Source organism: bacterium, assembly GCA_041649255.1.
In the GTDB taxonomy this organism is placed as follows: Bacteria; Hydrothermota; UBA3073; order JACQXS01; family JAQTXJ01; genus JAQTXJ01.
In genome coordinates this window covers 23,570-47,030 of record JBAZNK010000007.1, presented here as the reverse complement: position 1 = coordinate 47,030, position 23,461 = coordinate 23,570, and the positions used below count along the sequence as shown (strand labels likewise).

At 38.3% G+C, this 23,461-nt stretch carries 21 protein-coding genes and 1 tRNA gene; 14 read left to right on the top strand and 8 right to left on the bottom strand.

Annotated features, from left to right (window positions below):
* Nucleotides 1–2: 2 nt before the first annotated feature.
* From WC614_06115 to WC614_06105, 3 genes are read right to left on the bottom strand one after another with little or no spacing between them, the layout of a single operon-like run.
* Nucleotides 3–341 carry a hypothetical protein gene (locus WC614_06115; protein ID MFA5032577.1) on the bottom strand — a complete coding sequence of 113 codons (339 nt, stop codon included), beginning with the start codon at nucleotides 339–341 and terminating at the stop codon, nucleotides 3–5.
* 11 nt (nucleotides 342–352) lie between these two features.
* A complete protein-coding gene (locus WC614_06110; GenBank protein ID MFA5032576.1) occupies nucleotides 353–1,801 on the bottom strand; it encodes a T9SS type A sorting domain-containing protein in 1,449 nt (482 codons plus the stop codon).
* 16 nt (nucleotides 1,802–1,817) lie between these two features.
* Nucleotides 1,818–3,077 (bottom strand): T9SS type A sorting domain-containing protein, encoded by a 1,260-nt coding sequence (locus WC614_06105; GenBank protein ID MFA5032575.1) that lies wholly within the window; start codon nucleotides 3,075–3,077, stop codon nucleotides 1,818–1,820.
* A 596-nt stretch (nucleotides 3,078–3,673) separates the two neighbouring features.
* Here WC614_06105 and lon point away from each other — a divergent pair.
* The 9 genes from lon (at nucleotide 3,674) to WC614_06060 (ending at nucleotide 12,393) form a co-directional block, all read left to right on the top strand.
* Nucleotides 3,674–6,064 (top strand): endopeptidase La, encoded by a 2,391-nt coding sequence (gene lon, locus WC614_06100; protein MFA5032574.1) that lies wholly within the window; start codon nucleotides 3,674–3,676, stop codon nucleotides 6,062–6,064.
* A 30-nt stretch (nucleotides 6,065–6,094) separates the two neighbouring features.
* On the top strand, nucleotides 6,095–7,657 hold the full coding sequence (locus WC614_06095) for a zinc ribbon domain-containing protein (protein MFA5032573.1): 1,563 nt from the start codon (nucleotides 6,095–6,097) through the stop codon (nucleotides 7,655–7,657).
* Nucleotides 7,658–7,661: 4 nt separating this feature from the next.
* On the top strand, nucleotides 7,662–8,792 hold the full coding sequence (locus WC614_06090) for a HEAT repeat domain-containing protein (GenBank protein MFA5032572.1): 1,131 nt from the start codon (nucleotides 7,662–7,664) through the stop codon (nucleotides 8,790–8,792).
* Nucleotides 8,792–9,601: a HEAT repeat domain-containing protein gene (locus tag WC614_06085; protein ID MFA5032571.1), complete on the top strand. Its 810-nt coding sequence runs from the start codon at nucleotides 8,792–8,794 to the stop codon at nucleotides 9,599–9,601. The genes WC614_06090 and WC614_06085 overlap by 1 nt, the downstream gene beginning before the upstream one ends.
* Before the next feature lie 2 nt (nucleotides 9,602–9,603).
* Nucleotides 9,604–9,912, top strand: a complete 309-nt coding sequence (locus WC614_06080; GenBank protein ID MFA5032570.1) for a MerR family transcriptional regulator — start codon at nucleotides 9,604–9,606, stop codon at nucleotides 9,910–9,912.
* Between the two features lies 1 nt (nucleotide 9,913).
* Nucleotides 9,914–9,988 (top strand) — tRNA-Pro (locus WC614_06075).
* A gap of 14 nt (nucleotides 9,989–10,002) precedes the next feature.
* The gene (locus tag WC614_06070) at nucleotides 10,003–10,830 is read left to right on the top strand and encodes a lysophospholipid acyltransferase family protein (protein MFA5032569.1); all 828 of its coding nucleotides are present in this window, start codon (nucleotides 10,003–10,005) and stop codon (nucleotides 10,828–10,830) included.
* Between the two features lie 48 nt (nucleotides 10,831–10,878).
* Entirely contained in the window at nucleotides 10,879–11,544 is a 666-nt protein-coding gene (locus WC614_06065) for a glycosyltransferase family 2 protein (protein MFA5032568.1), read from the top strand.
* A 3-nt stretch (nucleotides 11,545–11,547) separates the two neighbouring features.
* Entirely contained in the window at nucleotides 11,548–12,393 is an 846-nt protein-coding gene (locus tag WC614_06060) for a glycine--tRNA ligase subunit alpha (GenBank protein MFA5032567.1), read from the top strand.
* Nucleotides 12,394–12,476: 83 nt separating this feature from the next.
* Here the strand turns inward: WC614_06060 and pyrE are convergent, their stop codons facing one another.
* Nucleotides 12,477–13,043, bottom strand: coding sequence for an orotate phosphoribosyltransferase (gene pyrE, locus WC614_06055; protein ID MFA5032566.1), 567 nt, complete (start codon nucleotides 13,041–13,043; stop codon nucleotides 12,477–12,479).
* Complete coding sequence (pyrF, locus tag WC614_06050) at nucleotides 13,012–13,812, bottom strand: orotidine-5'-phosphate decarboxylase (GenBank protein MFA5032565.1); 801 nt, start codon at nucleotides 13,810–13,812, stop codon at nucleotides 13,012–13,014. Before pyrF ends, pyrE begins: the two co-directional genes overlap by 32 nt.
* Nucleotides 13,813–14,102: 290 nt before the next feature.
* On the opposite strand from pyrF, the gene WC614_06045 reads away from it, so the two are divergent.
* On the top strand, nucleotides 14,103–15,653 hold the full coding sequence (locus WC614_06045; GenBank protein MFA5032564.1) for a T9SS type A sorting domain-containing protein: 1,551 nt from the start codon (nucleotides 14,103–14,105) through the stop codon (nucleotides 15,651–15,653).
* Between the two features lie 179 nt (nucleotides 15,654–15,832).
* On the top strand, nucleotides 15,833–17,029 hold the full coding sequence (locus tag WC614_06040; GenBank protein MFA5032563.1) for a CCA tRNA nucleotidyltransferase: 1,197 nt from the start codon (nucleotides 15,833–15,835) through the stop codon (nucleotides 17,027–17,029).
* 425 nt (nucleotides 17,030–17,454) lie between these two features.
* Here the strand turns inward: WC614_06040 and WC614_06035 are convergent, their stop codons facing one another.
* Nucleotides 17,455–18,012, bottom strand: coding sequence for an HD domain-containing protein (locus tag WC614_06035; GenBank protein MFA5032562.1), 558 nt, complete (start codon nucleotides 18,010–18,012; stop codon nucleotides 17,455–17,457).
* 89 nt (nucleotides 18,013–18,101) lie between these two features.
* Nucleotides 18,102–18,575: a cyclic nucleotide-binding domain-containing protein gene (locus tag WC614_06030; protein MFA5032561.1), complete on the bottom strand. Its 474-nt coding sequence runs from the start codon at nucleotides 18,573–18,575 to the stop codon at nucleotides 18,102–18,104.
* A 926-nt stretch (nucleotides 18,576–19,501) separates the two neighbouring features.
* On the opposite strand from WC614_06030, the gene WC614_06025 reads away from it, so the two are divergent.
* From WC614_06025 to WC614_06015, 3 genes are all read left to right on the top strand, one after another.
* On the top strand, nucleotides 19,502–20,371 hold the full coding sequence (locus tag WC614_06025; protein MFA5032560.1) for a T9SS type A sorting domain-containing protein: 870 nt from the start codon (nucleotides 19,502–19,504) through the stop codon (nucleotides 20,369–20,371).
* Between the two features lie 475 nt (nucleotides 20,372–20,846).
* On the top strand, nucleotides 20,847–21,803 hold the full coding sequence (locus WC614_06020; protein ID MFA5032559.1) for an Omp28-related outer membrane protein: 957 nt from the start codon (nucleotides 20,847–20,849) through the stop codon (nucleotides 21,801–21,803).
* Between the two features lie 45 nt (nucleotides 21,804–21,848).
* The gene (locus WC614_06015) at nucleotides 21,849–22,415 is read left to right on the top strand and encodes a nitroreductase family protein (protein ID MFA5032558.1); all 567 of its coding nucleotides are present in this window, start codon (nucleotides 21,849–21,851) and stop codon (nucleotides 22,413–22,415) included.
* 163 nt (nucleotides 22,416–22,578) lie between these two features.
* Here the strand turns inward: WC614_06015 and WC614_06010 are convergent, their stop codons facing one another.
* Entirely contained in the window at nucleotides 22,579–23,259 is a 681-nt protein-coding gene (locus tag WC614_06010) for a fibrobacter succinogenes major paralogous domain-containing protein (GenBank protein ID MFA5032557.1), read from the bottom strand.
* Between the last annotated feature and the right edge of the window lie 202 nt (nucleotides 23,260–23,461).

Genomic DNA, 23,461 nt, shown 5'->3' with positions numbered 1-23,461 from the left:
GTTTATAGATTAACGTATTTTCCGGAATGGGAAGAGATAAAATTTTGTAATGTATCAAAAGCGGGTCTATGAGCAAAATTAACGATGGAATCCTGCCGGTCGAATCTAAAATCATTCGCCTGCGATTCGCATTCCGGCATATTTGCCGGTCTTATCCAGGAAAAACCTCCGGACAGGAGAGAATCGAGTTGTTTGTTGTAATCTTTACATTTATCATTGGAATTTCCGGGAGAGGTAGCATCCCATAAGGCATTGACTCCCCAAGGCGAATTAGAGGAAGCGTAAATACAAGGGGAAACAGAGAGTAAGAAAACAACAGACAATACAATGTTCTTTGTCATAGTTTCTCGTTTTATTTCATTAGAATTAACTTCTTTGTTATATTATAGTTGCCTGTTTTCAGCTTCACAAAATAGACACCTGTTTTCAGGTCGTTAGCGGATAGGGTTATGGAATAAGATCCGGCGGGTTTTTGTTCATTTATTAGAGTCTTTGCGCAACGTCCGGAGAGGTCGTAGATAGTTAATAGGGTATTAGTATAATAGTTATTAGGAGGGACAGAATAACTGATAAGTGTTGATTGAGAGAATGGGTTTTGGTTTACCCTAAGCGTAGTCGAAGGGGGATTGGATTTTGGAGAGGAAGATTCTTCAACGGCAACATTTCCAAGAGAATCAGTTTTGATAAGGACAGCGCACCGCTCCCAATAATCACCACATAAGATATACCCACCGTCTGTTGTAAGCTGCACATCATTTGCCCCTTCGCATGTAGTGCTATCTCCAAAAGTTCTCATCCATGTAGTATCTCCCAGACTGTCTGTCTTAACAAGCCAAATATCAGCATACCCTGCTCCATACGAATAAGTATGTCCCGTTAAGATATATCCTTTATCGTATGTCTGTCTTGCCGAACAAAACATATTGGAAAAAGAATCCCCCAGAGTTTTTGTCCAGATAATTTCACCTGTTGCGCCTGTTTTAACGAACCATCCTTTCGTATTTTGACCTTCTCCATTAGGAGTTATTCGTCCCGTAAACAGATATCCTCCATTCACAGTAGGAATCACTGAACATATTTCTCGATAATACAAACTATCTTTATAGTCTTTTCTCCATATACTATCGCCGGAGCTATTTACTTTATAAAGCCAAACGTAACAATAATAAGGAGGGGAAAACTCTTGGGTTGCTCCTGCAAGAACATAATTTCCATCCATAGTTTTAGAAATATTAAAAATGTTTTCGTCAATTCCTGTTTGACCAAATTTTTTAGTCCATAAAGTATCGCCATCCGAAGACATTTTAACAAGCCATGCATCATAACGGTCATGACTGCTCCCCGCTAATCCACCAATAAGATAGTTTTTATCATCCGTTTCGACTACTGAGAAAAAATAACTTTCTATTGTATCACGCGCAAATACCTTACTCCACAAGGTGTTTTGTAGGGGAGTAATTTTAGCAACCCATGCATAACTTCCTATAAAACCTACAACTATATAATTGCTATCAGAAGTTTCTATAACACAACTAATTTTATTAGCATAATAATGTATAAATGTATCTATAAAAGTCTTTTCCCATAGAGTATTCCCCACAGAGTTTACTTTAACTAAAAATGGGTCTCCGCTCCAATCCCCGGTACAATTTGTACTTCCCCCTGCAATATATCCCCCATCTTTTGTAAGTTGAACGGAGGAAAAACTATTCCAATCGAACCCATATAATTGCATCCATCCTGAGTATGCCTCAGAACGAAGAGAGCAAAAGAACAAGATTATTAGCCATATCTTTTTCATTTTTTGTTTGTTCGGTCTATCTAATCAAAATTAACTTCTTTGTAGCTTTTGTCCCGTTCGTATTTAGGGTTAGAAAGTAGATACCTGTTTTCAGGTCGTTTGCGGATAGGGTTGTGGAATAAGAGCCGGCGGGTTTAAGTTCGTTTATTAATGTTTTTACGCAACGACCGGAAAGGTCGTAGATAGTTAATAGGGTATTAGTATAATAGTTATTAGGATGAACAGAATAAGTGATGACGGTTGATTGAGAGAAGGGGTTTTCACCTATTTTCAAATCCAAATTCCGAAATCCAAAATCCAAATTCGACTGTTCTTCTACTCCTGTGGTATTATATAATGCAAGACCACCACCATCAGTTCCAATCCAGATATTGTTTCCTTCTATTGCGAGAGCGCGAACATCGTTATGAGGCAATCCGGAATTGGAGGTGTCATAAACCGTCCAGTTAGTGCCATCAAATTTTGCAAGACCACCACCATTAGTCCCAATCCAGATATTACTTCCTTCTATTGCGAGAGCGCGAACGTCGTTATGAGGCAATCCGGAATTGGAGGTTTTAAACACAGTCCAGTTAGTGCCATCAAATTTAGCCAACCCGCCACTGACCGTACCAATCCATTTTGTGATTCCTTCCATTGCCATTGCATGAATCCAATTATCCGGCAATTCTGAATTACTCGTGTCATAAAAGGTCCAATTGTTGCCGTCGAATTTTGCTAAACCACTACCATTAGTTCCAATCCATTTTGTACTGTCGTCTATTGCTATTGACCAAATAGTATTATCCGATAAACCTGGATTGCCCGGATTATATACATTCCAGTTGGTGCCGTCGAATTTTGCTAAACCATCGAAAGTGCCCATCCATTTTACAGTGTTTTCTATTGCTATTGAATTAATATGATCATTAGGTAAACCTGAATTACTCTCTTTATAAACATTCCAGTTAGTGCCGTCAAATTTTGTTAAGCCCCATTCAGTTGCAATCCATTTTATGCTATCTTCTATTGCTATTTCTCCAACAGTATTACTCGACAAGTTGGAATTATTTGTGTTATACACAGTCCAGTTCGTTCCGTCAAACTTTGCTAAACCACCATGATAAGTTCCAATCCATTTTATTTTACCTTCTATGGTTATTGAATAAACAGTATTATTCGGCAAATCTGAATTACTTGTGTCATAAACAGTCCAGCCGGGGTATTGGGCAAAGGAATTAGAGGAGATTACGGGGAGAAAGAGAGAAAATAAAATCCAATTTCTTATATGATACATACTTACAAAATATATATCTTTTGGTTTTCTGTCAAGGAAATAAGGGAGAAACAGTTTAGATGGTTTAGATAGTGTAGATAGTTTAGACAGTAACGGAAAAACCAAATCCAATTTTTGGACGCACCTGCCTGCCGGCAGGCCATGCCTACGGCAGGTAAACAGGGATTGTCGCAGATGAACCCTCCTCCGGCGGGCAGGCAGGATAAAGGAAAACAGATAATTTAACAGGGATTGAAAGAGAATGTACGAGATAAAACACAGGAACCAGATTTTTAGCCACCACGCTCCTCCTACGGCGGACAGACAAGGGCTTGCTATAACTGATTGCAACAGAAAGAAAAAAAGAGATTCTCCTCCAAACAGATCGGCGGACAAGTTCGCTACGCTCAGAATGACAACACTACAGAGGGCACAGAGAAGAGATAGGACATCCGAGTATCAGAGAATCAGTGGGCAGAATATCAGGAAGAAAAAGGGGAAACAGCTACTTTGCTTAACATTGATGCTTGGCATCAGAAAGAATTTAATTTTTTAGGAAATACTCCAGCTAAATAAAATCTTGACTTTTGAGGGGATATTTAGTAGTATTTGGGTTAATGGAAAAAATAAATCACCGCTCACCGCCACAGCGGGATCTGCGACAGGGCGGGATGTCCCAATTACCTGAAAGCGTTGAGGTTTTGATATTGGAAGATACCGTCATTTTCCCTACAATGACAATGCCTCTTGTCGTTAAAGACGAGAAAACCATAAAACTAATAGACCACATATCAAGCACTCCCGACAAAATCGTCGGAACCTTCACCCTTAAAGCGGCAAATTTAGACGAACATAACGAAAATAATTTCTATCACATCGGCACGGCAGTCAAAATCTTAAAGACATTAAAATTCCCGGATAACACCATTCGTGTAGTAACACAAGGTATAGAGCGTATAAAGTTAACCAGTGTCGTAGAACGAACACCGTTTATGAAGGTAGCCATTAAAGGCATTCCCGACATAACACCGACTCCCGGTGTAAAGCTTGAGGCGTTAGTTCGCACGGTTTCAAACACATTCCAGAAAATAGTCAAGCTTGCGCCTTATCTTACGGATGACCTTGAAATATATGTAATGAACACGAGTTCACCGTCCCATCTTGCAGATACGATAGCAAGCAGTTTGAATTTAAACGTAAAAGAAAGGCAGGAACTGCTTGAGCTCCGTGACCCGAAAGCACGGTTGGAAGCTTTGATTCCTATACTTGCAAAAGAAGAAAACATACTAACACTCGGCGAAAAAATACGTTCGGACGTCCAGTCGAAGGTTGGGAAAACTCAGCGGGAGTACTTTTTACGGGAGCAGTTAAAAGTTATACAAAAGGAATTAGGCGAAAAAGACGAACATACTGCCGATTTGGAAGAAATAAAATCAAAAATAAAAACCACGAAGTTCCCGAAAGAGGTAAAAGAAAAAGTAGAAAAAGAAATTAACCGTTTGAGTATAATATCTCCGGCATCGCCCGAATATTCAGTAAGCAGGACTTATCTTGACTGGTTAATCGAGCTGCCGTGGGAAAAAGAAACAAAAGACGAATTAGACATAAAGAAAGCGCAAAAGATTTTAGATTCAGACCATTATGATTTGAAAGACGTAAAAGAACGTATAATTGAGTACCTTGCGGTTCGCAAGCTTAAAGCGGATTCCAAGGGGCCGATTTTGTGTTTTGTGGGGCCACCGGGTGTAGGCAAAACTTCATTAGGGATGTCTATTGCGAAAGCACTGGGGCGGAAGTTCATACGTTTTTCGCTTGGCGGAGTCCGTGATGAGGCTGAAATCAGGGGACATCGCAGGACTTATGTGAGCGCATTACCGGGGAGAATAATTCAGGGGATACACCGATGCGGTTCTAATAACCCTGTTTTTATGCTTGATGAAATTGACAAGGTAGGGTCGGATTTTCGCGGCGACCCGACAGCGGCACTGCTTGAAGCGCTTGACCCGGAGCAGAACAAAACATTTTCAGACCATTATCTTGAAGTTCCGTTTGACCTTTCGAAAGTAATGTTCATTACTACGGCAAACATAATTGACCCGATTTTGCCAGCATTGAAGGACAGGATGGAGATACTGGAGTTGCCGGGTTACATACTTGAGGACAAAGTCAACATAGCAAAACAATTTTTAATTCCGAGGCAGATTGAAGAAAACGGACTTAATTCAAAACTCATAGAAATCACGGATACGGCAGTAAGAGATTTAATCCAGAACTACACTCGTGAAGCGGGAGTGCGAAACCTTGAGCGGGAGCTTGCAGGTTGTATGCGGAAAGTAGCGAAAGAAGTAGCTTCCGGGAAGAAAGGGAAAACGATATTAACGGATAAGAGCATTCCTGATTTGATAGGGCCGCACAAATATTTCTTTGAATTAAAAGCCAGAACCGGCGAACCGGGGGTAGTAACGGGGTTGGCGTATACTGCGGACGGGGGAACGATTTTATTTATTGAAGCAACAAAAATGAAAGGCAAGAAAGAATTTAATTTAACGGGAAGGCTTGGGGACGTGATGAAAGAGTCGGCACAGGCTGCATTATCTTATGTACGGGCATCAGCGTCCAAATATAAGATATCTCCCGATTTTTTCAACGACAACGCTTTTCACATACACGTTCCTGAGGGAGCGACTCCGAAAGACGGGCCTTCAGCGGGGATAACGTTAGTTATGGCGTTAATATCTCTTTTAAAGAACAAACCGATAAATCCCGGCATAGCAATGACAGGCGAAATAACGCTTCGCGGGAAGGTTTTACCTGTAGGCGGGATAAGAGAAAAAGTACTTGCGGCAAAGCGGGCAGGCATTCATACGATAATTTTACCAAAGTGGAATAGAAAAGATGTTGACAAATTTACTTCTGATGTTAGGAAAGGGCTTAGGTTTCATTTTGTAGAAAATATAGATGAAGTTGTAAAGATAGCATTTGGAGAGAAACAGTTTAAGGTTAAGTAGGGGAAGTAAGAAGAAAAAGAAAGGAAAAAAATGAAGTGTCCTTTTTGTGATAAGGAGTTAATAGACAATTCAAAGCATTGTATTTCCTGTGGTAAGACTTTATTCAAAAAATGCGCCGTATGCAAAAAAACTATATCTACAGAAGATAAAATTTGTGAGTTCTGCCGCACTGACATTTCTCTATATGAAAAGGAAATCCGTTTTTTAGCAGAAGCAAAAGAGTTTGAGCAAAAGTATCAATACGAAAAAGCAAAAGCCAAATACGAAGCAATTGAGTCTCTGCATCTGGTAAAAGAAGCGGGCGAGAAGTTAAAAAGAATTGATTCAATAATAGGAAGAATCTCTTTTTTAAAAGAAGAGTCGAAGAAGCTTTTTGAGTCAGAGCACTTGTTACGAGCACACAAAGCCTTTGTTGAATTGCATTCGCTTTTACCGGATGACAGCACTGAAAAAGCGTTAGAGTTAATAGGGGAAAAGTTGAAGGCGCGGATTCGCAGTAAAATAGCTTTAATTATTGTAGGGGTTGTTCTTATTTGTGGAGGAGCATGGGTATGGCATATGAACAGTTTGCCGGTTCTTGCCACGAAGGAGTTACATAGTTTATTGAATTCGCCGAATCTGGACGTAAGGAATTCTTCTGCGTTAATACTGGGGTTAAGAGGGGACAAAGAAAGCGGATCTCTTCTTAAAGTTCTTTCTCACAGCGAAAATGAGATGAAGCGGATTTATTCTCTTGCGGCATTAACTCATCTGGATGACAATTCCGCATTAAAAGATTTAAGGGTTACATTGTATAACGGGAGCACATCTGCCAAACTTGCATCTGCGTGGATATTCGCAAACAGGGGGGACACAACTATTCTACCCTATCTCAGTTATTTTATGGATTCAAAAGACATTGATTTACGTATAGGCGCGAGCGTATTATTGCTTAACCTAAAATATTCAAACGGGTTAGATTTAATAGATTCTCTTTTGAAAAGCGATTCCAGGGATTCAAGGTTCAAAGTTTTGTATGCATTCAATTTATTAGGCAATAAGGAAATACTTTACAATTACAGCACCAACTGGCTACCTTTTGTAAAACCACTTCTCAATGACACTTCCGAGAATATAAAAGTTCTTGCGGCATCTATGTTACGAAGGTTCAGTACAACATTAACCACAAAAGAATTAACAGTTATCAACAAAATCCTTATGAATAACCTTGTTCAGACTTCCCAGACAAACATTAACCTTACGTATAAAATGCCTTTATTGAGTCCTTTTTATCTTGTGCGCGGGCTGGCAACAATAACTGCAGATGAAGATCTCACAGATATAGAACCTTCGGTAGCCGAGATAAGGCAAAGAAGTTTATTGGCGCTATCAAAAATCCAGCTTGGAGACAAAAGCATTTTACCCCTAATAAAAAAAGATTTAATATCAACTGAGCCATGGAACCGACTTTACAGTGCAATAGTAAGTTTAAAACTTGGCAAATACAGGTTTAGAACAAATCATGTTTTGCGCAGTCTTCTAAAGTCAAAACAAGAAATAACAAGGCTTAATACATCTAAGCTAATCATTGAATTTATAAAAAAGAGCAGATAAAAATATGATAACATTCATTCTTTTTATGTTGTTAGGGGCGGATGACAGCGTTAAAACCAAGATACCTATTCCCAACCCGAATAAGGTAGTTTCTACCGATAACAGCAAAATTCTCTTGGACGAGCAACAAATTGAAGACACGAAAAAAACATACCGTATAGATAAAGGATTAACAGAAATCCCTGCCGGTGATCTAAAGAAAAAAGATTACGCCATAGAAGCTGCATTGGAAAAATTTGGTGGTTCACAGGAAGAACGAATCAGGCTTGAGAGGTCGGATTTAGACATAAAATTCCGTAAAGTTGCGCCATCTCAAGCATCTTTGCCCTCTCTTAAAGAATTGCCGGAGAAAATGGTACGTAAATTTGAAAAAGTTCCTGACAAAAAAGATACTGTTAATATTCCAATAAAAACATTAGAAAAACTTTTAATTGCACAGGGTGAAGAGATACCTCTTGATATAGGGCTTATGAGTCTTGCTGATTCGGCACAAAGAGCAAAAAGTATAAAATTTCTTGCTATAAATACTTTAACGGAAATTAAAGAACCGGGTATAATGGATATATTGAGAACAACGGTGGAAAAAGGCTCTGAGGAAGAAAAACTTGCCGCCGCAGAAGTTCTTGCCAAGAGAGGAGATACGCTCGGTCTTAAAACTTTAACAAAAGAACTAAAAAGAGAAGAGCTTGAACCACGCGTGGAAGCTATAAAATCAATAGGTAAAGTGAAGAATCCAACTTCTATCCCGGTCTTGCAGGAATTACTATCGGACAAAGAAAGTGTTATAAGTATAGAAGCCGCCTTCGCCCTTGCCGGAGCTAAAGACAAAAAAGGTATCGCTGAAGTACATAAATTACTGAACTCCGGGAATACTGACATAAAACTTAGAGCTGCTTACGAGTTAGCAAACATAGGCGATACAGCATCTATCCCTGTGCTTAAGACCGCATTGAATCACTCCAGTTCTAAGATTAGATATAAAGCAGCAAGGGCGCTTGGAGAGACCGGAGATAAATCAATGGTCCCTGTCCTAAACAAACTGATGAAAGAAGATAGCGATTACAAAGTACGACTTGCCGCTTCTGAAAGTATTTTACGATTACAAAAAGAGGGTCAAAAGGAGGCGTTAAAGTAATGAAATGTTTATATTGTGGGAAAAATAATTGCCCCGAGAACTGGACATTTTGTAATGAATGTGGAGTTAACATAAAAGAATATATAAAAGCAACCGACTTTATTAATAAAGGATTAGAATTAGAAAAAAATCTGGAATACGCTAAAGCGGCGGAAGAATATCGTCATGCACTTAAACTTAAAGTTCCTACAGATAAAATATTAGTAAACCTTGAACGAGTTGTCGCAAAAGAAGAAACAATAATAAGAGAAATGGAATTGGGGACAGAATTATTAAGACAGAAAAAATGGGCGAAAGCCATAAGAATGTACGAAAAAATCCTTAAAAATGCCCCTTCTTTTGAAAAAGATATATTGCCAAACTTAATGGAAGCACGGGCTATGCACGGCAAAAAAGTAAAAAAAATGTCTATTTTGCTTTCGATCATAGCCATTATCCTTGCTGTAGGTACTACTTTTCTTTATAAATGGATGCACTGCCCCACTCAAGAAGCACTGCGAACATTAAAAAAGAGCGTTCTTTCAAACGATATTCTTGAAAAACAAGAAGCTCTGGATATAATAGGAAGATTGCAAGATAATAGATTGCTCCCTCTTGTCAGAGAATCACTAAAAAATAATAATCCAGTCATACGGGCTACTGCAGCAAGAGTTCTGGGAGAACTAAAAGATACCACTTCCATATCTATCTCTCTCTTAAAAGAATGTCTGCACGATAAAGACTGGCAAGTTAGCATTGAAGCGGCAAAATCCTTGGCATTAGTCGGAAATGCGGCAGGTATAGAATTCCTAAAAAAATCTTTGAAATAAATGTGGAATCTAAGAAGCTTTTTTATTCAATTTCTGAAGTCGCAAAACTCACCGAGCTGCCATTATCTACCATTCGATACTGGGAAAAGAAATTCAAAATTCTTAACCCAAAAAGAGCCGGGAATAAAAGAAGAACATATACTCAGCAGGATATTGAAACACTGAATTCTATTAAAAAACTGCTCTATGAAGAACATTACAAAATCAAAGGTGCAAAAAATAGGTTAAAAAATAATCCCTCAAATAATATGAGTAGCTTGAAGATGATTGAAAGTGCTTTAAAAGAAGTAATAAAAATTTTAGAATCTTAGTCGGGGAGTAGCGCAGTCCGGTTAGCGCACCAGTCTGGGGGGCTGGGGGTCGCTGGTTCGAATCCAGTCTCCCCGATTTTTTTACATACAATGGCTTGGTTTTATTTCGGGATTAGAATTCTTACCATATTCCCACGAAAACTGGGCATACTTATCGCAAAAAAAATTACCCCGATTAATTATTACGGCTATTATAAAGATAGAAGAGCTTACGTAATTTCAAACCTAAAAAAAGTATATAAAAATCTTAGCGAAATAGAAGCAAAAAAAATGGTTTATACTATTTTTACTAATTTCGCGGTTTTTGTTTATGAATTTATTATGCTCCCTACCCTGAACAAAAACAACATCCAAGACTACGTAAAAATTGTTAACAAGGAAAATCTTGATTCCGCGTTAAAAAAAGGAAAAGGCGCTATTGTCCTTACCGCTCATCTTGGACACTGGGAACTCGGTGCAGCAGTTCTGGGTTTACTTGGTTATTCCCCTGTATCAATTTCATTGCCCCAACCTGCAACTTATACCCGTAAATTTTTTACAGGAAGACGAAAATCCGTAGGCATAGAAACTCACTATATAGATCCAAAAGATCCTTATTCATTGTCCTTAAAACCTATTCTCATTGCTCTAAAACAAGGCAAAGTACTTGCAACCGTCGGCGATCGTAGATACTCAGGGCATGCAATTAAGGCAAATTTTCTCAACACTACTCTGGATTTCCCATCGGGTACGTTCACTCTTGCCCAACATACAGGATCCCCAATAATCCCAGCATTCTGCGTAAAAGAAAACGATAAATATTCTATTTATTTCGAACCGGAACTTAAAGATGGAGTTCAGGGATGGGCAAATATACTGGACCGTTACGTTAGAAAATATGTAACACAGTGGTATGTGTTTGATAAACTATGGGACTAATAATTATATCCACTTGACAGATAGATTTTATCCAGATAGATTGAGTCAATGAAAATAGCTTTTCTGCTCCCTGCATACAACGAAGAAAAGAATATAAGTGCTGTTATACAAGATTTGCCTGCGGATAAAAAAGATATCATAGTAATAGATGACGGGTCAAAAGACAAAACCGTATCCATAGTAGAAAAAACAGGAGTAGTATTAATTAAACACAAACAAAATATGGGAAAAGGCGCTGCTCATCAAAACGGTTTTGATTATGCAATAAAACACGGCTACGATTATGTTATAACTCTTGACAGTGATGGACAGCACAAACCGCAGGAAAGCAAAAGATTCATCAGGCAATTAGAAAAAAATAACAGACCGGATATTATTATAGGAACAAGAGCTTATTCTATGAAAAATATGCCTATTCTGAGGTTTCTTACTAATCTTACGACTTCTTTTATCGTCTCTCTTTTAGCCCATAGTAGGATAAGAGACAGCCAGTCCGGGTACCGCGCAATTTCTACGGAAGTCCTAAAAAAAGTAAAACTCACCACTTCTAATTACCAGACAGAATCAGAAATACTTATAAAATTGGGAAGAATGGGATATAAAATAGGCGAAGTTCCGATTACTATAATATACGGCGTAAGCGAAAGCAAAATAAATCCCATCATTGATGCTTGGAGATTTGTCCAGTTAACATTTAAAAGTATATGGAGGTAAAATATGACATTACAAAATATTATTCATAAATTAAACGAATACTGGATGGAACATAATTGTTTAATAGGGCAACCTTATCCCGGCGAAGTAGGCGCCGGAACTTATAACCCACTTACTTTTCTAAAAGTTCTCGGCACTGAACCATGGAATGTAGCTTATGTCGAACTCTCCAAAAGGCCGAAAGACGGCAGGTATGCAGAAAATCCTTTTCGTTTACAGGCGTTTCATCAATACCAGGTAATACTGAAACCGGCTCCGTCAAACGTGCAGGATATATATCTTAAAAGTCTTTCCACGCTCGGCATTAACCTTAAAGAACATGACATAAGATTTGTTGAAGACGACTGGGAATCCGAGACGCTCGGCGCAAGAGGATTGGGATGGGAAGTCTGGCTGAACGGGATGGAAATAACCCAGTTTACTTATTTTCAGGAAATGGGAAACATTGAACTTAATCCCGTATCCGTTGAAATAACATACGGACTAGGCAGGATTGCAATGTTTATACAGAAAAAAGATTCTATCTTTGACCTTGAATGGGCAAACGGCATAAAATACGGAGACATCTACAAAAGAGAAGAATACGAGTTTTGTAAATTTAATTTCGAATCCGCAGACATACAATTAGGACTTGAATTATTTAACAAATTCGAATCCGAAGCTAAAAGATTAATGGAACAAGGGCTTTTGTATCCGGGTTATGACTATGCATTAAAATGCTCTCACTTGTTAAACATTCTTGATTCGCGGAATGCGATTTCACCGGATGAAAGGAAAAACTATATTGCCCGTATTCGCAGGCTTGCCAACTCCGCCGCTAAACTATACGTTCAAAAAGATAAAGAATAATACCAATTAACAAAGTTAGCAGGTAGAGACACTTATCTCTCTTCTATAAACTACTATTCGGGTTAAAATTAAACTTCCCCCTATTATTTTCCACCCGGTTTTACCAGTTCTATGCCTTGTTTACAAAGAGGGCAGTCATCCGGCGAATAGTTTTTTGTAGGAGCTTTATACACTGCAAAAAACGGAGCTTTAAAGTCTATAGGATTCTCGCTACGGTCAACAAGAACCGCCACACCTGCAACGATTCCGCCATTTTTATTAACGGCATCAATAGTCTTAAAAACCGAGCCTCCCGTTGTGAGAACGTCATCCACTACAAGAATCTTCTCGCCTTTTTCTATCTTAAAACCGCGTAAAAATGCAAGTCCCTCGGGAGTTTTTTCCGCGAATATACACCTCTTGTTGAATTGTTTTGCTACCTCATAAGCAATAACAACACCACCAAGTGTCGGTCCTGCTACGGTTAAGAAATCAGTGGAACCGAATTTTTCTTTAATCTGTTCACACACCGGAACAAGGAACTCCGGATGTTCAAGTATTCTGAATTTCTCGAAATACGTTGCCGAATGCAACCCTGAAGCAAGTAAAAAATGCCCATCTTTTTTCATTCCGATGGACTTAAATGTTTTTTCTATGTCTATTGATTTCATCTTTTAATTTAAGCGCCTCCTCGCGTGCTTTTTCTGCAAAATTTTCTTCGCTACTTGCATAAATTATATTTCTTGAAGAATTAATAACCAGGTTTTCACCGCCGTGTTTTATCACATCTTCTACGCTTCCTCCCTGTGCACCGACTCCCGGAACCAGCCAAGGTAGTTCGGGCGCAATTCCTTTTATATCGCTTAAAAAATCGCTCATCGTTGCCCCGACTACAAGCCCGCAATTGCCGTATTTTTTATTCCACTCGTTTGCAAAACTTGCTACCCTTTTGAAAATAGGTTCTTTCCCGTATATCTCAAAATCGTAAGCGCCCGGGTTTGAGGTTAAACAGAGTATAAAAACGCCTTTGTCTTCGTATTCAAGAAAAGGCGCCACGGCATCCGTTCCAAGATAAGGGTTAACGGTTAGTATATCAAACCCCATTATTTCGAAAGCCGCTTTTGCATACATTTTGCTCGTGTTTCCGATGTCGCCACGTTTAGCATCACAAATTGCGATTACGTCTGAAGGAATACATTTTCTCGTTTCCATAAGAGTTTCAATTCCTGCGAGTCCCTGTGATTCGTAAAAAGCAGAATTCAATTTGTATGCGGATACGATATCCGAAGTAGCGTCTATTATGCTTTTATTAAAGGCTAACATCGGATTTTTCTCTTTCAGGAGAAACTGGGGAATTTTCTTTATATCGGTGTCCAGTCCAACACATACAAGCGAATTGGATTTTTTAATTGCAAGACGGAATTTTTCAAAAACTTTCATTTTTCCCCCTTTTTAATTTTTGTTAGAATATATGGTTATTTGGTAATGTCAATTTTTTCTTTCTATTATACAGTATCATAATTAAAAAAAAGAGTAGAGGTAGGAGCACGTGCTCCGACCTACCCTATAAACAAAAGAACGGGCAGACACATAGGTCTGCCCCTACAAGAAAAGGAATATTTTGATTATTCTATTAGCTATTTGGTGTCTTGCGCGAATTCAAATCCGTATTATGCATTTTTCTTGACTTCTACGCATTATCTTCTAATACTTACTTGAATTAAATGGATATGAAATTACTTTGTCCCGAGCGCAATAAAAAGATACAATGTTGCTCTATCTTTTTCATAATATTATTCTTTTCGCAGGTATACGGGATTGGTACTTTTGAGAAGACTTACGGGGGGGATAATAACGATTATGGATACTCCGTTCAGTCCACTTCAGACGGCGGATATATTATTGCAGGTTACACGAACTCATTCGGTTTTGGTAACGCAGATGTTTATCTTATAAAAACCAATTCTTTAGGCGATACTTTATGGACAAAAACTTATGGCGGGACTCAAAACGATTATGGGTACTCTGCCCAACAAACTAACAATAGCGGATATATTATTGGGGGTTCCACAAACTCTTTCGGAGCAGGTGGAGCCGATTTTTATCTTATAAAAACCGATTCTTCAGGGGATACTCTCTGGACAAAAACTTATGGCGGAGTTAACCAGGATTACGGGCGTTCTATGCAACAGACAAAAGACAGCGGATATATTATTACGGGATATACAAACTCTTTTGGTACAGGTGGCGCCGACGTTTATCTTATAAAAACCAATTCTTCGGGTGATACTCTTTGGACAAGAACTTATGGTGGAAGTGGCAGTGATTATGGGCATTCCGTTCAAGAAACAAAAGACAGCGGGTATATTATTACGGGATATACAAACTCTTTTGGCGCAGGATTATTGGATGTTTATCTTGTAAAAACTAACTCTTCAGGGGATATATTATGGATAAAAACTTATGGCGGAAGTCAAAACGATGGCGGGTATTTTGTTCAACAAACGCAAGATGACGGATATATTATTACAGGTTATACAAACTCATTCGGGGCAGGTGTAGCTGATTTCTATCTTCTAAAAACAAATTCTTCGGGTGACAGTTTATGGGCAAAAACTTATGGTGGAGCCAATCAGGATTACGGAGAGTCCGTCCAACAAACAAGCGATAAGGGATATATAATTACGGGATGGACATATTCATTTAGCGCAGGCACTCCTGATGTTTATCTTGTGAAAACGGATTCTTCAGGAGATACTTTGTGGACAAGAATTTATGACAAAAATAATCACGGCGCAGGTGGAGAATTCGTTCAGGAAACCCAAAACGGCGGGTATATAATTACGGGATTCCAAAATGACATTACTGATTCTTCTGATGTTTATCTAATAAAAACCGATTCTGTAGGGAAAGTAGGGATAGAGGAACAGTCAAATTTGGATTTTGGAATGCGGAGTGCGGAATTAGAGGCGTATCCTAATCCGTTTGTTGGAAACACCGTTATTAGTTATTCGGGTATTAGTTATTCGGGGGAAAAATCTACTAATAACGATTATACTAATACCTGCCTACCGAGCAGGCAGGCACTATTAACTATTTATGATATAAGTGGGAAATTGGTAAAATCCTTTCCAATAACCAAATTACCTAATGACCAAATGACGAGTCTCAAATGGGATGGGAGAGATAATAATGGGAAAACAGCAAAGGCAGGAGTATATTTTGTGAAATTGAATACAGATAAGAACGACACCCCTATAAAACTTATTAAAGTAAGGTAAAAATATGAAGAGATTATTGCTCACAATATATTTATTAACATTGATTTGCGAGATTCTTCACTTCGTTCAGAATGACAAAATCAAAAAGCCCGAAGCAAAAAATTGAAGATGCCAAAAATACTTATTCAATAAAGTTGAATTTAATTGACAGTTTAAAATTAATATAAGATTATCTGAAAATGAATCTTTTAAAGGAAATAAAAGCCGTTGCTTCGGGAAATAACATACCCGTTTATCTTGTCGGAGGTATTGTTCGGGATAAATTACTCGGCAAAAAAACAGACAATCCCGATATTACGGTTGAAGGGGATGGCATAACATTTGCCAAACTGCTCCAGAAAAAATTAGGCGGGAAATTAATTGTCCACCCTGATTTTGGCACTGCAACATTAATTTTCAAGACAGGCAAGCTTGACATTGCAACCTGCAGGGAAGAAAAATATTCCGCGCCAGCTAAACTACCAATCGTTAAGAACTCCACTCTTCTCAAAGACCTAAAACGGCGTGATTTTACAATAAATACAATGGCGCTGGACTTACAAACGAATAAACTTATAGACCCTTTTAACGGACAGCAGGACTTAAAACTAAAACTAATAAGAATTTTGCACGATAAAAGTTTTGAAGATGACCCTACGCGGATTTTCCGCGCATTCAGGTTTGCCGGCAGGCTTGGTTTCAAGCCGGAAAAAGAGACTGCAGAATTAATACGGGAAGCGATTTCCGGCGGGTTTATACAAAAACTAACTCCTGAAAGGATAAAGAATGAAATTGTATTAATACTGAAAGAGCCCAAAAGATACGAAATAATCAAGTTTATGAATGAGTTTAAGCCGATACTGCTGAAACATATAGGATTGAAAATGCCAGATAAAAAGCTGTTTGATGCCATTACGGCAAATCTTAAACTTCCTTGTTTTAACAAAGAGATAAAAAATGATTGGTTTGTTTATTTTTGCGCACTTATTGACTACAAAAAATTACCTACTCTTATTAAATTAACAAAAGAAGAACTTTCTATCTTAAAACAAATTGACTTATTATTATCCGGAATTTCCAAATTAAAAAAAGCTAAACTCCCAAGCGAAATATACAAACAACTTCATTCTATGCAGGAAGAATCATTGTTGTTTGTAATATCTGCGGTGCCTTCCGTAAAAAGTAAAATTCTTAAATTCTTAACCGTATATAACAAAGTGCGTATTAATATCACCGGGAAAGAGCTTGCCAAACTTGGAATAAAATCGGGACCGCTTTATGCAGAGCTTTTATCTTCGATTTTGTATGGAAAACTTGACGGCAAGATAAGGACAAAAGCGGATGAAATAAGATTTTTGAAGTCTCGTAAATTACCCCAATTAAAAGGAAAGAATTAACAACTTTTCGCAAGGCTAATCCGAGCAGGCACAGATAAAGACAGAAAAGATATAACGGGAAACAGAGAATCACGAAAGTATGAAAGCACAAAGAAAACACGAAAAATATAAAATAGAAGAAATTTTTGGACGCAGATAAACGCAGGTCAACAGGATAAGGAAAAACAGAAAACGAAAAAGACAAAAAAGTTAGAGGGGCAGAAAAAAAAGATCAACGGAATAGGATTTACGCAGGATAACGGAAAACCTACCAAGAAGACCGGTAGACCGAACCTTCGCCAGGTAAACAGGCAAGAATGTCCAGTAAAACACAAGTTTTAGAATAAAAATAAAAGCTTGTAAACAAAATGAAAAGAACTTTTTCACCTGCTACAGACAAGCATCTCCATTAAAAAAATAGGGGTTAGTAAGAAGCTATAATAGAATTATTCTTTATCCAGATTAGCTGAGAAATCCTTAATTATTTTTATCCGTTCTTTAGCGAGTTGTTTTCCTTTTTTGGTTTCAAACCTGGATTCTATTTTTGACAAATCTCTTAATTCTTGTTTTATACTTTTGTTAGCATTAATGCAATATAAAATCATTCTTATAATACCGTTATAACCGATAGCATCCAGCTTATCAGCATCACGAAGGATTTTTGCTTCAATAGGAACGTTCTTTTCATTATGAAACCAGTAATTATGGACTTCAATTGCAATTAAAACATTGGGGATTTTTGACTTTGGAAAGCCGGACTTTAACAAAATCGGTTTAGCAAGTTTAGCGCTTACGTCCCCGTGTTCTCCTTTGAAGAATCCTTTTGAAAAGGCTATATCGTGAAGCAATGTGGAAGCTCTTAAAATTTCCAAATCTACTTTTTTTTCGCTTTTTGCAATTTCCAGGGCAAATTTATAAACCCGCATTATATGTTTAAAATCATGCCCGGATTTATCGGATTTCAAACCATTTTTAACAATACTTTCTAATGCAGAAAATTTCATTTTCTATCACCGCTCCACTTAAGGCGGATTCTCCAAAAGAACGGCGGACAGGAAGGACGTCCCATTTATTACAACGAAAATAAAAGTTTTTAGAACAATCTACCTGACGACGAGCGAGTATTAAAAAAGTTTCCAACCTGGTCATCCATACTCCTCAATCTTTCGGCAAGCATCTTGGATAAATTTTTAAACGCCATTAAACCTATTTTGGGATGTTCTTCTACAAGTTTATCAAAATCTTTTCTTTTAATTATTAAAGTTTTTGAATCTTTTGCGCATTTTACGGTAGCAGTTCTTTTCTTTCCCTCAAGGAAACCAATTTCACCAAAAATTTGTTCTCCTTTTAAGCGGAAAAGCGTAAAATATTCCGTTGGTCCACCAAGCGCTGCTTTCACTTCACATTCGCCTTCTTTTAGTATGTATAATTCCGTTGCGATGTCGTCTTTGGAAAAAATAACATCTCCTTTTTTGAAATTTTTTTCCTTGCAAATAGCAGACAATTTGCTTAATTCATCCGTCTTTAACTCCTTGAAAAGCTTAAGGTCTTTTAAATAGTTCGTCATTTTGCCTCCTGTTTCTTTAATGCTGAAAATTATATTTAAGTTACTACTCTGTCAAGGTTAATTTGTAGAAAACAGAAAACATAATATTTTTGGACGCACCTACCTGCCGGCAGGCAGGGATTAACGCAGATTGTCGCAGAGAAGATAAAAAGATAGGAAGCCTGCCACAAAAACACAAAATAACACTAAACAAAAAAAGAGAGTTTTGCCACAGATGCACACAGAATTACACGGAAAATAGATAAAATTATAGCCACGGATTTACACGGATTATACAGAAAAAACAACAAAAGACAGGAAAGTTATAGAGTTAAAGGAAAAAACACAAAGGAATAGGACATTCCAACAGATCGGCAGACAGGGATTTACACAGATTACAGAATTAAAGAAAAACAGATAACAGATTTATTTTCAACAGGGGTTTTAAGAGATTAGAAGAGATTAGAAGAGATTAGAAAAAACAAAGTATAGTCGCAGATTATCAGGATACAAAAAAGAGTTGAGAGTTTAAAGTAAAGAGTTAAGAGTAAAAAAGAACAAATTGAAAAATAACAAACAAAAATAAAAGGATAGAATTAAGGCCTGCCAAAAAGAACGGCAGGCAGGCAGGCAGGGAATCAGATTAGAGAATTACATAGAATAAAGAACAGGTGCTTTGCCCTACTAGTCTGGTCTACAAGTCAGCAAACTTTTTCGCTTGACTTTTAATTCACAAAGAACTATATAATATAATAATAATTGAAGTAATAATTTTGCTTTTAGAGGGGGTGATGATAAATAAAAGGATTATATATTAAAAAAGTAAAAGAAAGAGTAAACAGAGAGATTCCCTGCCTGCGGTAGGCAGGTTCGCTACGCTCAGAATGACAATCCTGCTCAACAAACTGGCAGGCAAACTGGCGGGTAGAAAGAAAAGGAGAAGAGATATGAAAATGAAAATATTCGGAAGTTTGGCAGTAGCTTTGTTTTTAACTTCGTACACATACGGAGTAGAACTTTCTTATGATGATGGGACTCCTACTAATATGTTTTCTAATAGCAGTGGATGTCCGGGATATTATGCTGTAAAATTTACTGCATCGGCAAAATGTCAGGTTATGCAGGCAAAACCAATGGTTCATATATGGAGAGGCGTATCCGAACTTTGCTGCGCTTATATATGGGATGATAATTCAGGTCTGCCCGGAACATTGAAAGACTCTACAATGTTTTCACCGATTGAAGATAGTATTGCAAACTGGAATACGGTTGACTTTGCCATTCCACCCGTTTTTAACGCGGGGGTAAGTTTTTGGGTAGGCGTTTTGATACCACCTGAAAGATGGAGTCCGGATACAAACATTATTCTTGTTACTACTGATGGGGGAATAAATAATACCGGTGGGAACGCAGGCAAATCCGATGTTCAGGGATGGACAGTTCTTACACAGGGAAGCGGAAATTGGAATGTAACCGGCGACCTTATGATAAGGGCAGAAATTCAATTAGGCGTGGAAGAATCCGAAATAAAAGCTCCGACAAAAGTTACTCTCAATCAAAACACTCCCAACCCGGTTCACAGAGGAACAACTATATCTTACACGATTCCACAAACTGGAAAAGTAAACTTAACTATATATGACATTACCGGAAAGCCAGTCAGAACTCTTGTCAATGCCGAACAGAAACCCGGTTTTAATAATGCATCGTGGGATAAGAAAACTGATGACGGCAGTTCTGTGAGCAGTGGAGTTTATTTCTACAAGTTAAATATAAAAGGTTATAATTCTATCACAAAAACAATGATAGTTTTGTAACGAGTAAAGCGAGTTGAGTCCAGCTGAGCTGGATACGGAATCTCTCCGGTAAAAGATTCCGGATAGCAATCTCTAAGGAGTAAAACTCCTAAGAGCTTGACTATAATCCAGCATAGCTGAAAAGGGCTTGCTATAAGTTGAGTGAGTTGAGTAAGCTAAGTAGGTTGAGTAAGTTGAGTAAGTTGAGTAGGTTGAGTAGGTTGAGTGAAATAGAGTAATTTGGACATTTGGAAAGATGGATTCCCGCCACCGCCAAGGAGGCGGGGTCTTCGACCGCCGCCTACCTTCGGTAGGTAAACGGGAATGACAAATGGGATCAGAAAAAGGAGGAATTATGAAATTCTCTAATGTGCTTTGGATTTCTCTCGTTGCATTATCTTTTAATGCCGGGATAGCAGTATCTTCACAACGAACGGTGTTGCTGGAAGGATTTACGGATGTAGCTTGAGGAGGATGCATATACTCCTCAGGAGCAATGCATAAGCTTGCTTCTGAAGTGGGTGACTCTATGAGTTTCATAGAGTATCATAACTCTGCCGGGTGGGATACTTTTACAACTACGGAGATGACTAACAGAGAAGACACTTATTATGGAGGTTCAGGACATCCGACAGTATATTCTGATGGGCTTATTAAAAGGATCGGAGGGGGTTCAGGTAATTATGCACAATATCGTTCGGATTTTAATACGAGAAAAGTTATCTCCTCTCCCCTATTAATAAGAATTTATGGCGATTATAATACAGGGACAAGACAGGGAGCGGCAAACGCGTGTATTACCAATACAAGCGGAACGCCTGTAACCGGTACGCTTCAATTTGTAATAGTCGAAACTCACATCCCTTATGCATGGCAAACGGAAGATACTTTATTTTTTGTCGCAAGAGACATGCTCCCGAATCAAAACGGCGAAGTCGTTACCATACCTGTTGGGGATTCCATTACAAAATCAAGGAATTTTACGATGAATACAAGTTGGGTTTATCAAAATTGTCAAATTGTCGCCTTTGTTCAGGGGACAACTAAGGAAGTATACCAGAGCGCGAAGAGAACAATCCCAAGTTTTGGCATAGAAGAACAATCGAATTCGGATCGGGGATTGCGGAATGCGGAATTGACTGCAAGTCCAAATCCGTTTATTGGAAACACCGTTATTAGTTATTCGGGTATTAGTTATTCGGGGAACAAATCTACTAATAACGATTATACTAATACCTGCCTACCGAGCAGGCAGGCACTATTAACGATTTATGATATAAGTGGGAAATTAGTAAAATCCTTTCCAATAACTCAATCACCTAATAAACAAATGACCACTCTAATATGGGATGGGAAAGATAATAACGGAATGACAGCAAAAGCGGGCGTATATTTCATACACTTATCAACGGGTGATTTCAGTATATCAAGAAAGATGGTAAAAACACGGTAAAATGGCAAACTTAATAGTAGAGTTGTAAAAGACCAAGGGGGAGAAATGTTTAAAGACACCGTATTAAAAAACAGAAGTTACCGGAGATTTTACGAAGACCATACCGTAACAATTGAAACACTTAAAGAATTAGTTGACCTTGCAAGATTAACTCCATCCGGGGCTAATTTACAGCCATTAAAATATATTCTTTCCTGTGAGCCCGATAAAAATGCTTTAATTTTCCAGCACCTTGCGTGGGCAGGTTACCTCAAAGACTGGGACGGTCCGGTTAAAGGGGAAAGACCGGCGGCATACATAATTATACTCGGGGATACGGAAATAGCCAAAACATTCGGATGTGATTATGGCATAACCGCTCAGACTATCCTTCTCGGAGCAGTAGATAAAGGTCTTGGCGGATGTATGTTGGCTTCAATAAAAAAAGAAGAACTAAGAAAAGCCTTGAATATTCCCGCTCAATACGAGATACTGCTTGCGCTGGCTATCGGCAAACCTAAAGAAACGGTTGTGATAGACAAGTTAGAACCGGGGAAAGATATCAAATACTGGCGTGACGCACAGAACGTTCATCATGTTCCAAAAAGAGAACTGAAAGATATTATCTTGTAAAACGACAGAAATTCTCACCGCAGAGTCGCAGAGAACGCAGAGAAGAAGAACTAAAAAGTTTAAAAACAGCAAAAGAAAGAGATTGAATAGTTAAAAAAACAAAGATAAATAAAAAAGATTTTACCGCAGAGTATACAGAGAGAAGAACAGAAAGAGAACTTAATTAATTTTTTACGCAGCGGATGGTATAGCCACATATTTTAGAGCCATAGTAACGGGACACATCAGCGCTAATGTACGACAGGTGACGGTTCCAAGCGTTTGCCGCATTGACCTCCGCAGTCGACCACCAGAAAGCGTAGTTTCCCATATCGTAGAACTTACCACTACTGCCGCGACAACCACCCGGAAGCGCCGAAAAACCACTTTCATTAGTTGGGCCGGTGTTTGGGCTTTTCCAATATGTCGTATCTGATTCTTTCATTTTCCCGCCTGCCAAACTATCTCCACCCAAATAGTTTGTAAGGATTGCCCATTCTGAATCAGAAGGAACGTGCCAACCTGCGGGCGCTAAACCACGTGAGTCGTTTACGGCATACCAGTTATATAACTTGCCGTAAGTTTTTCCATTTTCCGTATTGTTTTCATAATAACACCATGCGCCGGTAGTTAATTTTGCCCATTCATCGGCGTCCTGGACTTGCGGAATTAGGTCGCCATTACGGTAATGTTCTACGTTTAGGTTTTCCGACATCCAATCCTGATTTCCGATTTTTATCGTTTTATAGGGGGTACCGTCTTTATCGGTCTTTTCTACCATACTTGCTTTACCGGTACAAGCTATAAATAAAAGAGCTATAAAAATTAGTTGTCCTTGTTTTGAGGCAAAGTTGCATATTTTCATCAGAATCTCCTGTTTTTATAATTCAACAATAACAATTATCTCCTACCTTAATTAGGATATTGGTCACTATATAAGAATTTATTATACTAATTTAGGAGGATTGCAAGGAAAAAGTTTACAGAAATTTTTAACCGCGGACCATGCCAAACAAAACGGCGGGCAGGCAGATAGGAAATCAGATTAGAAGATTAACAAATTGAAA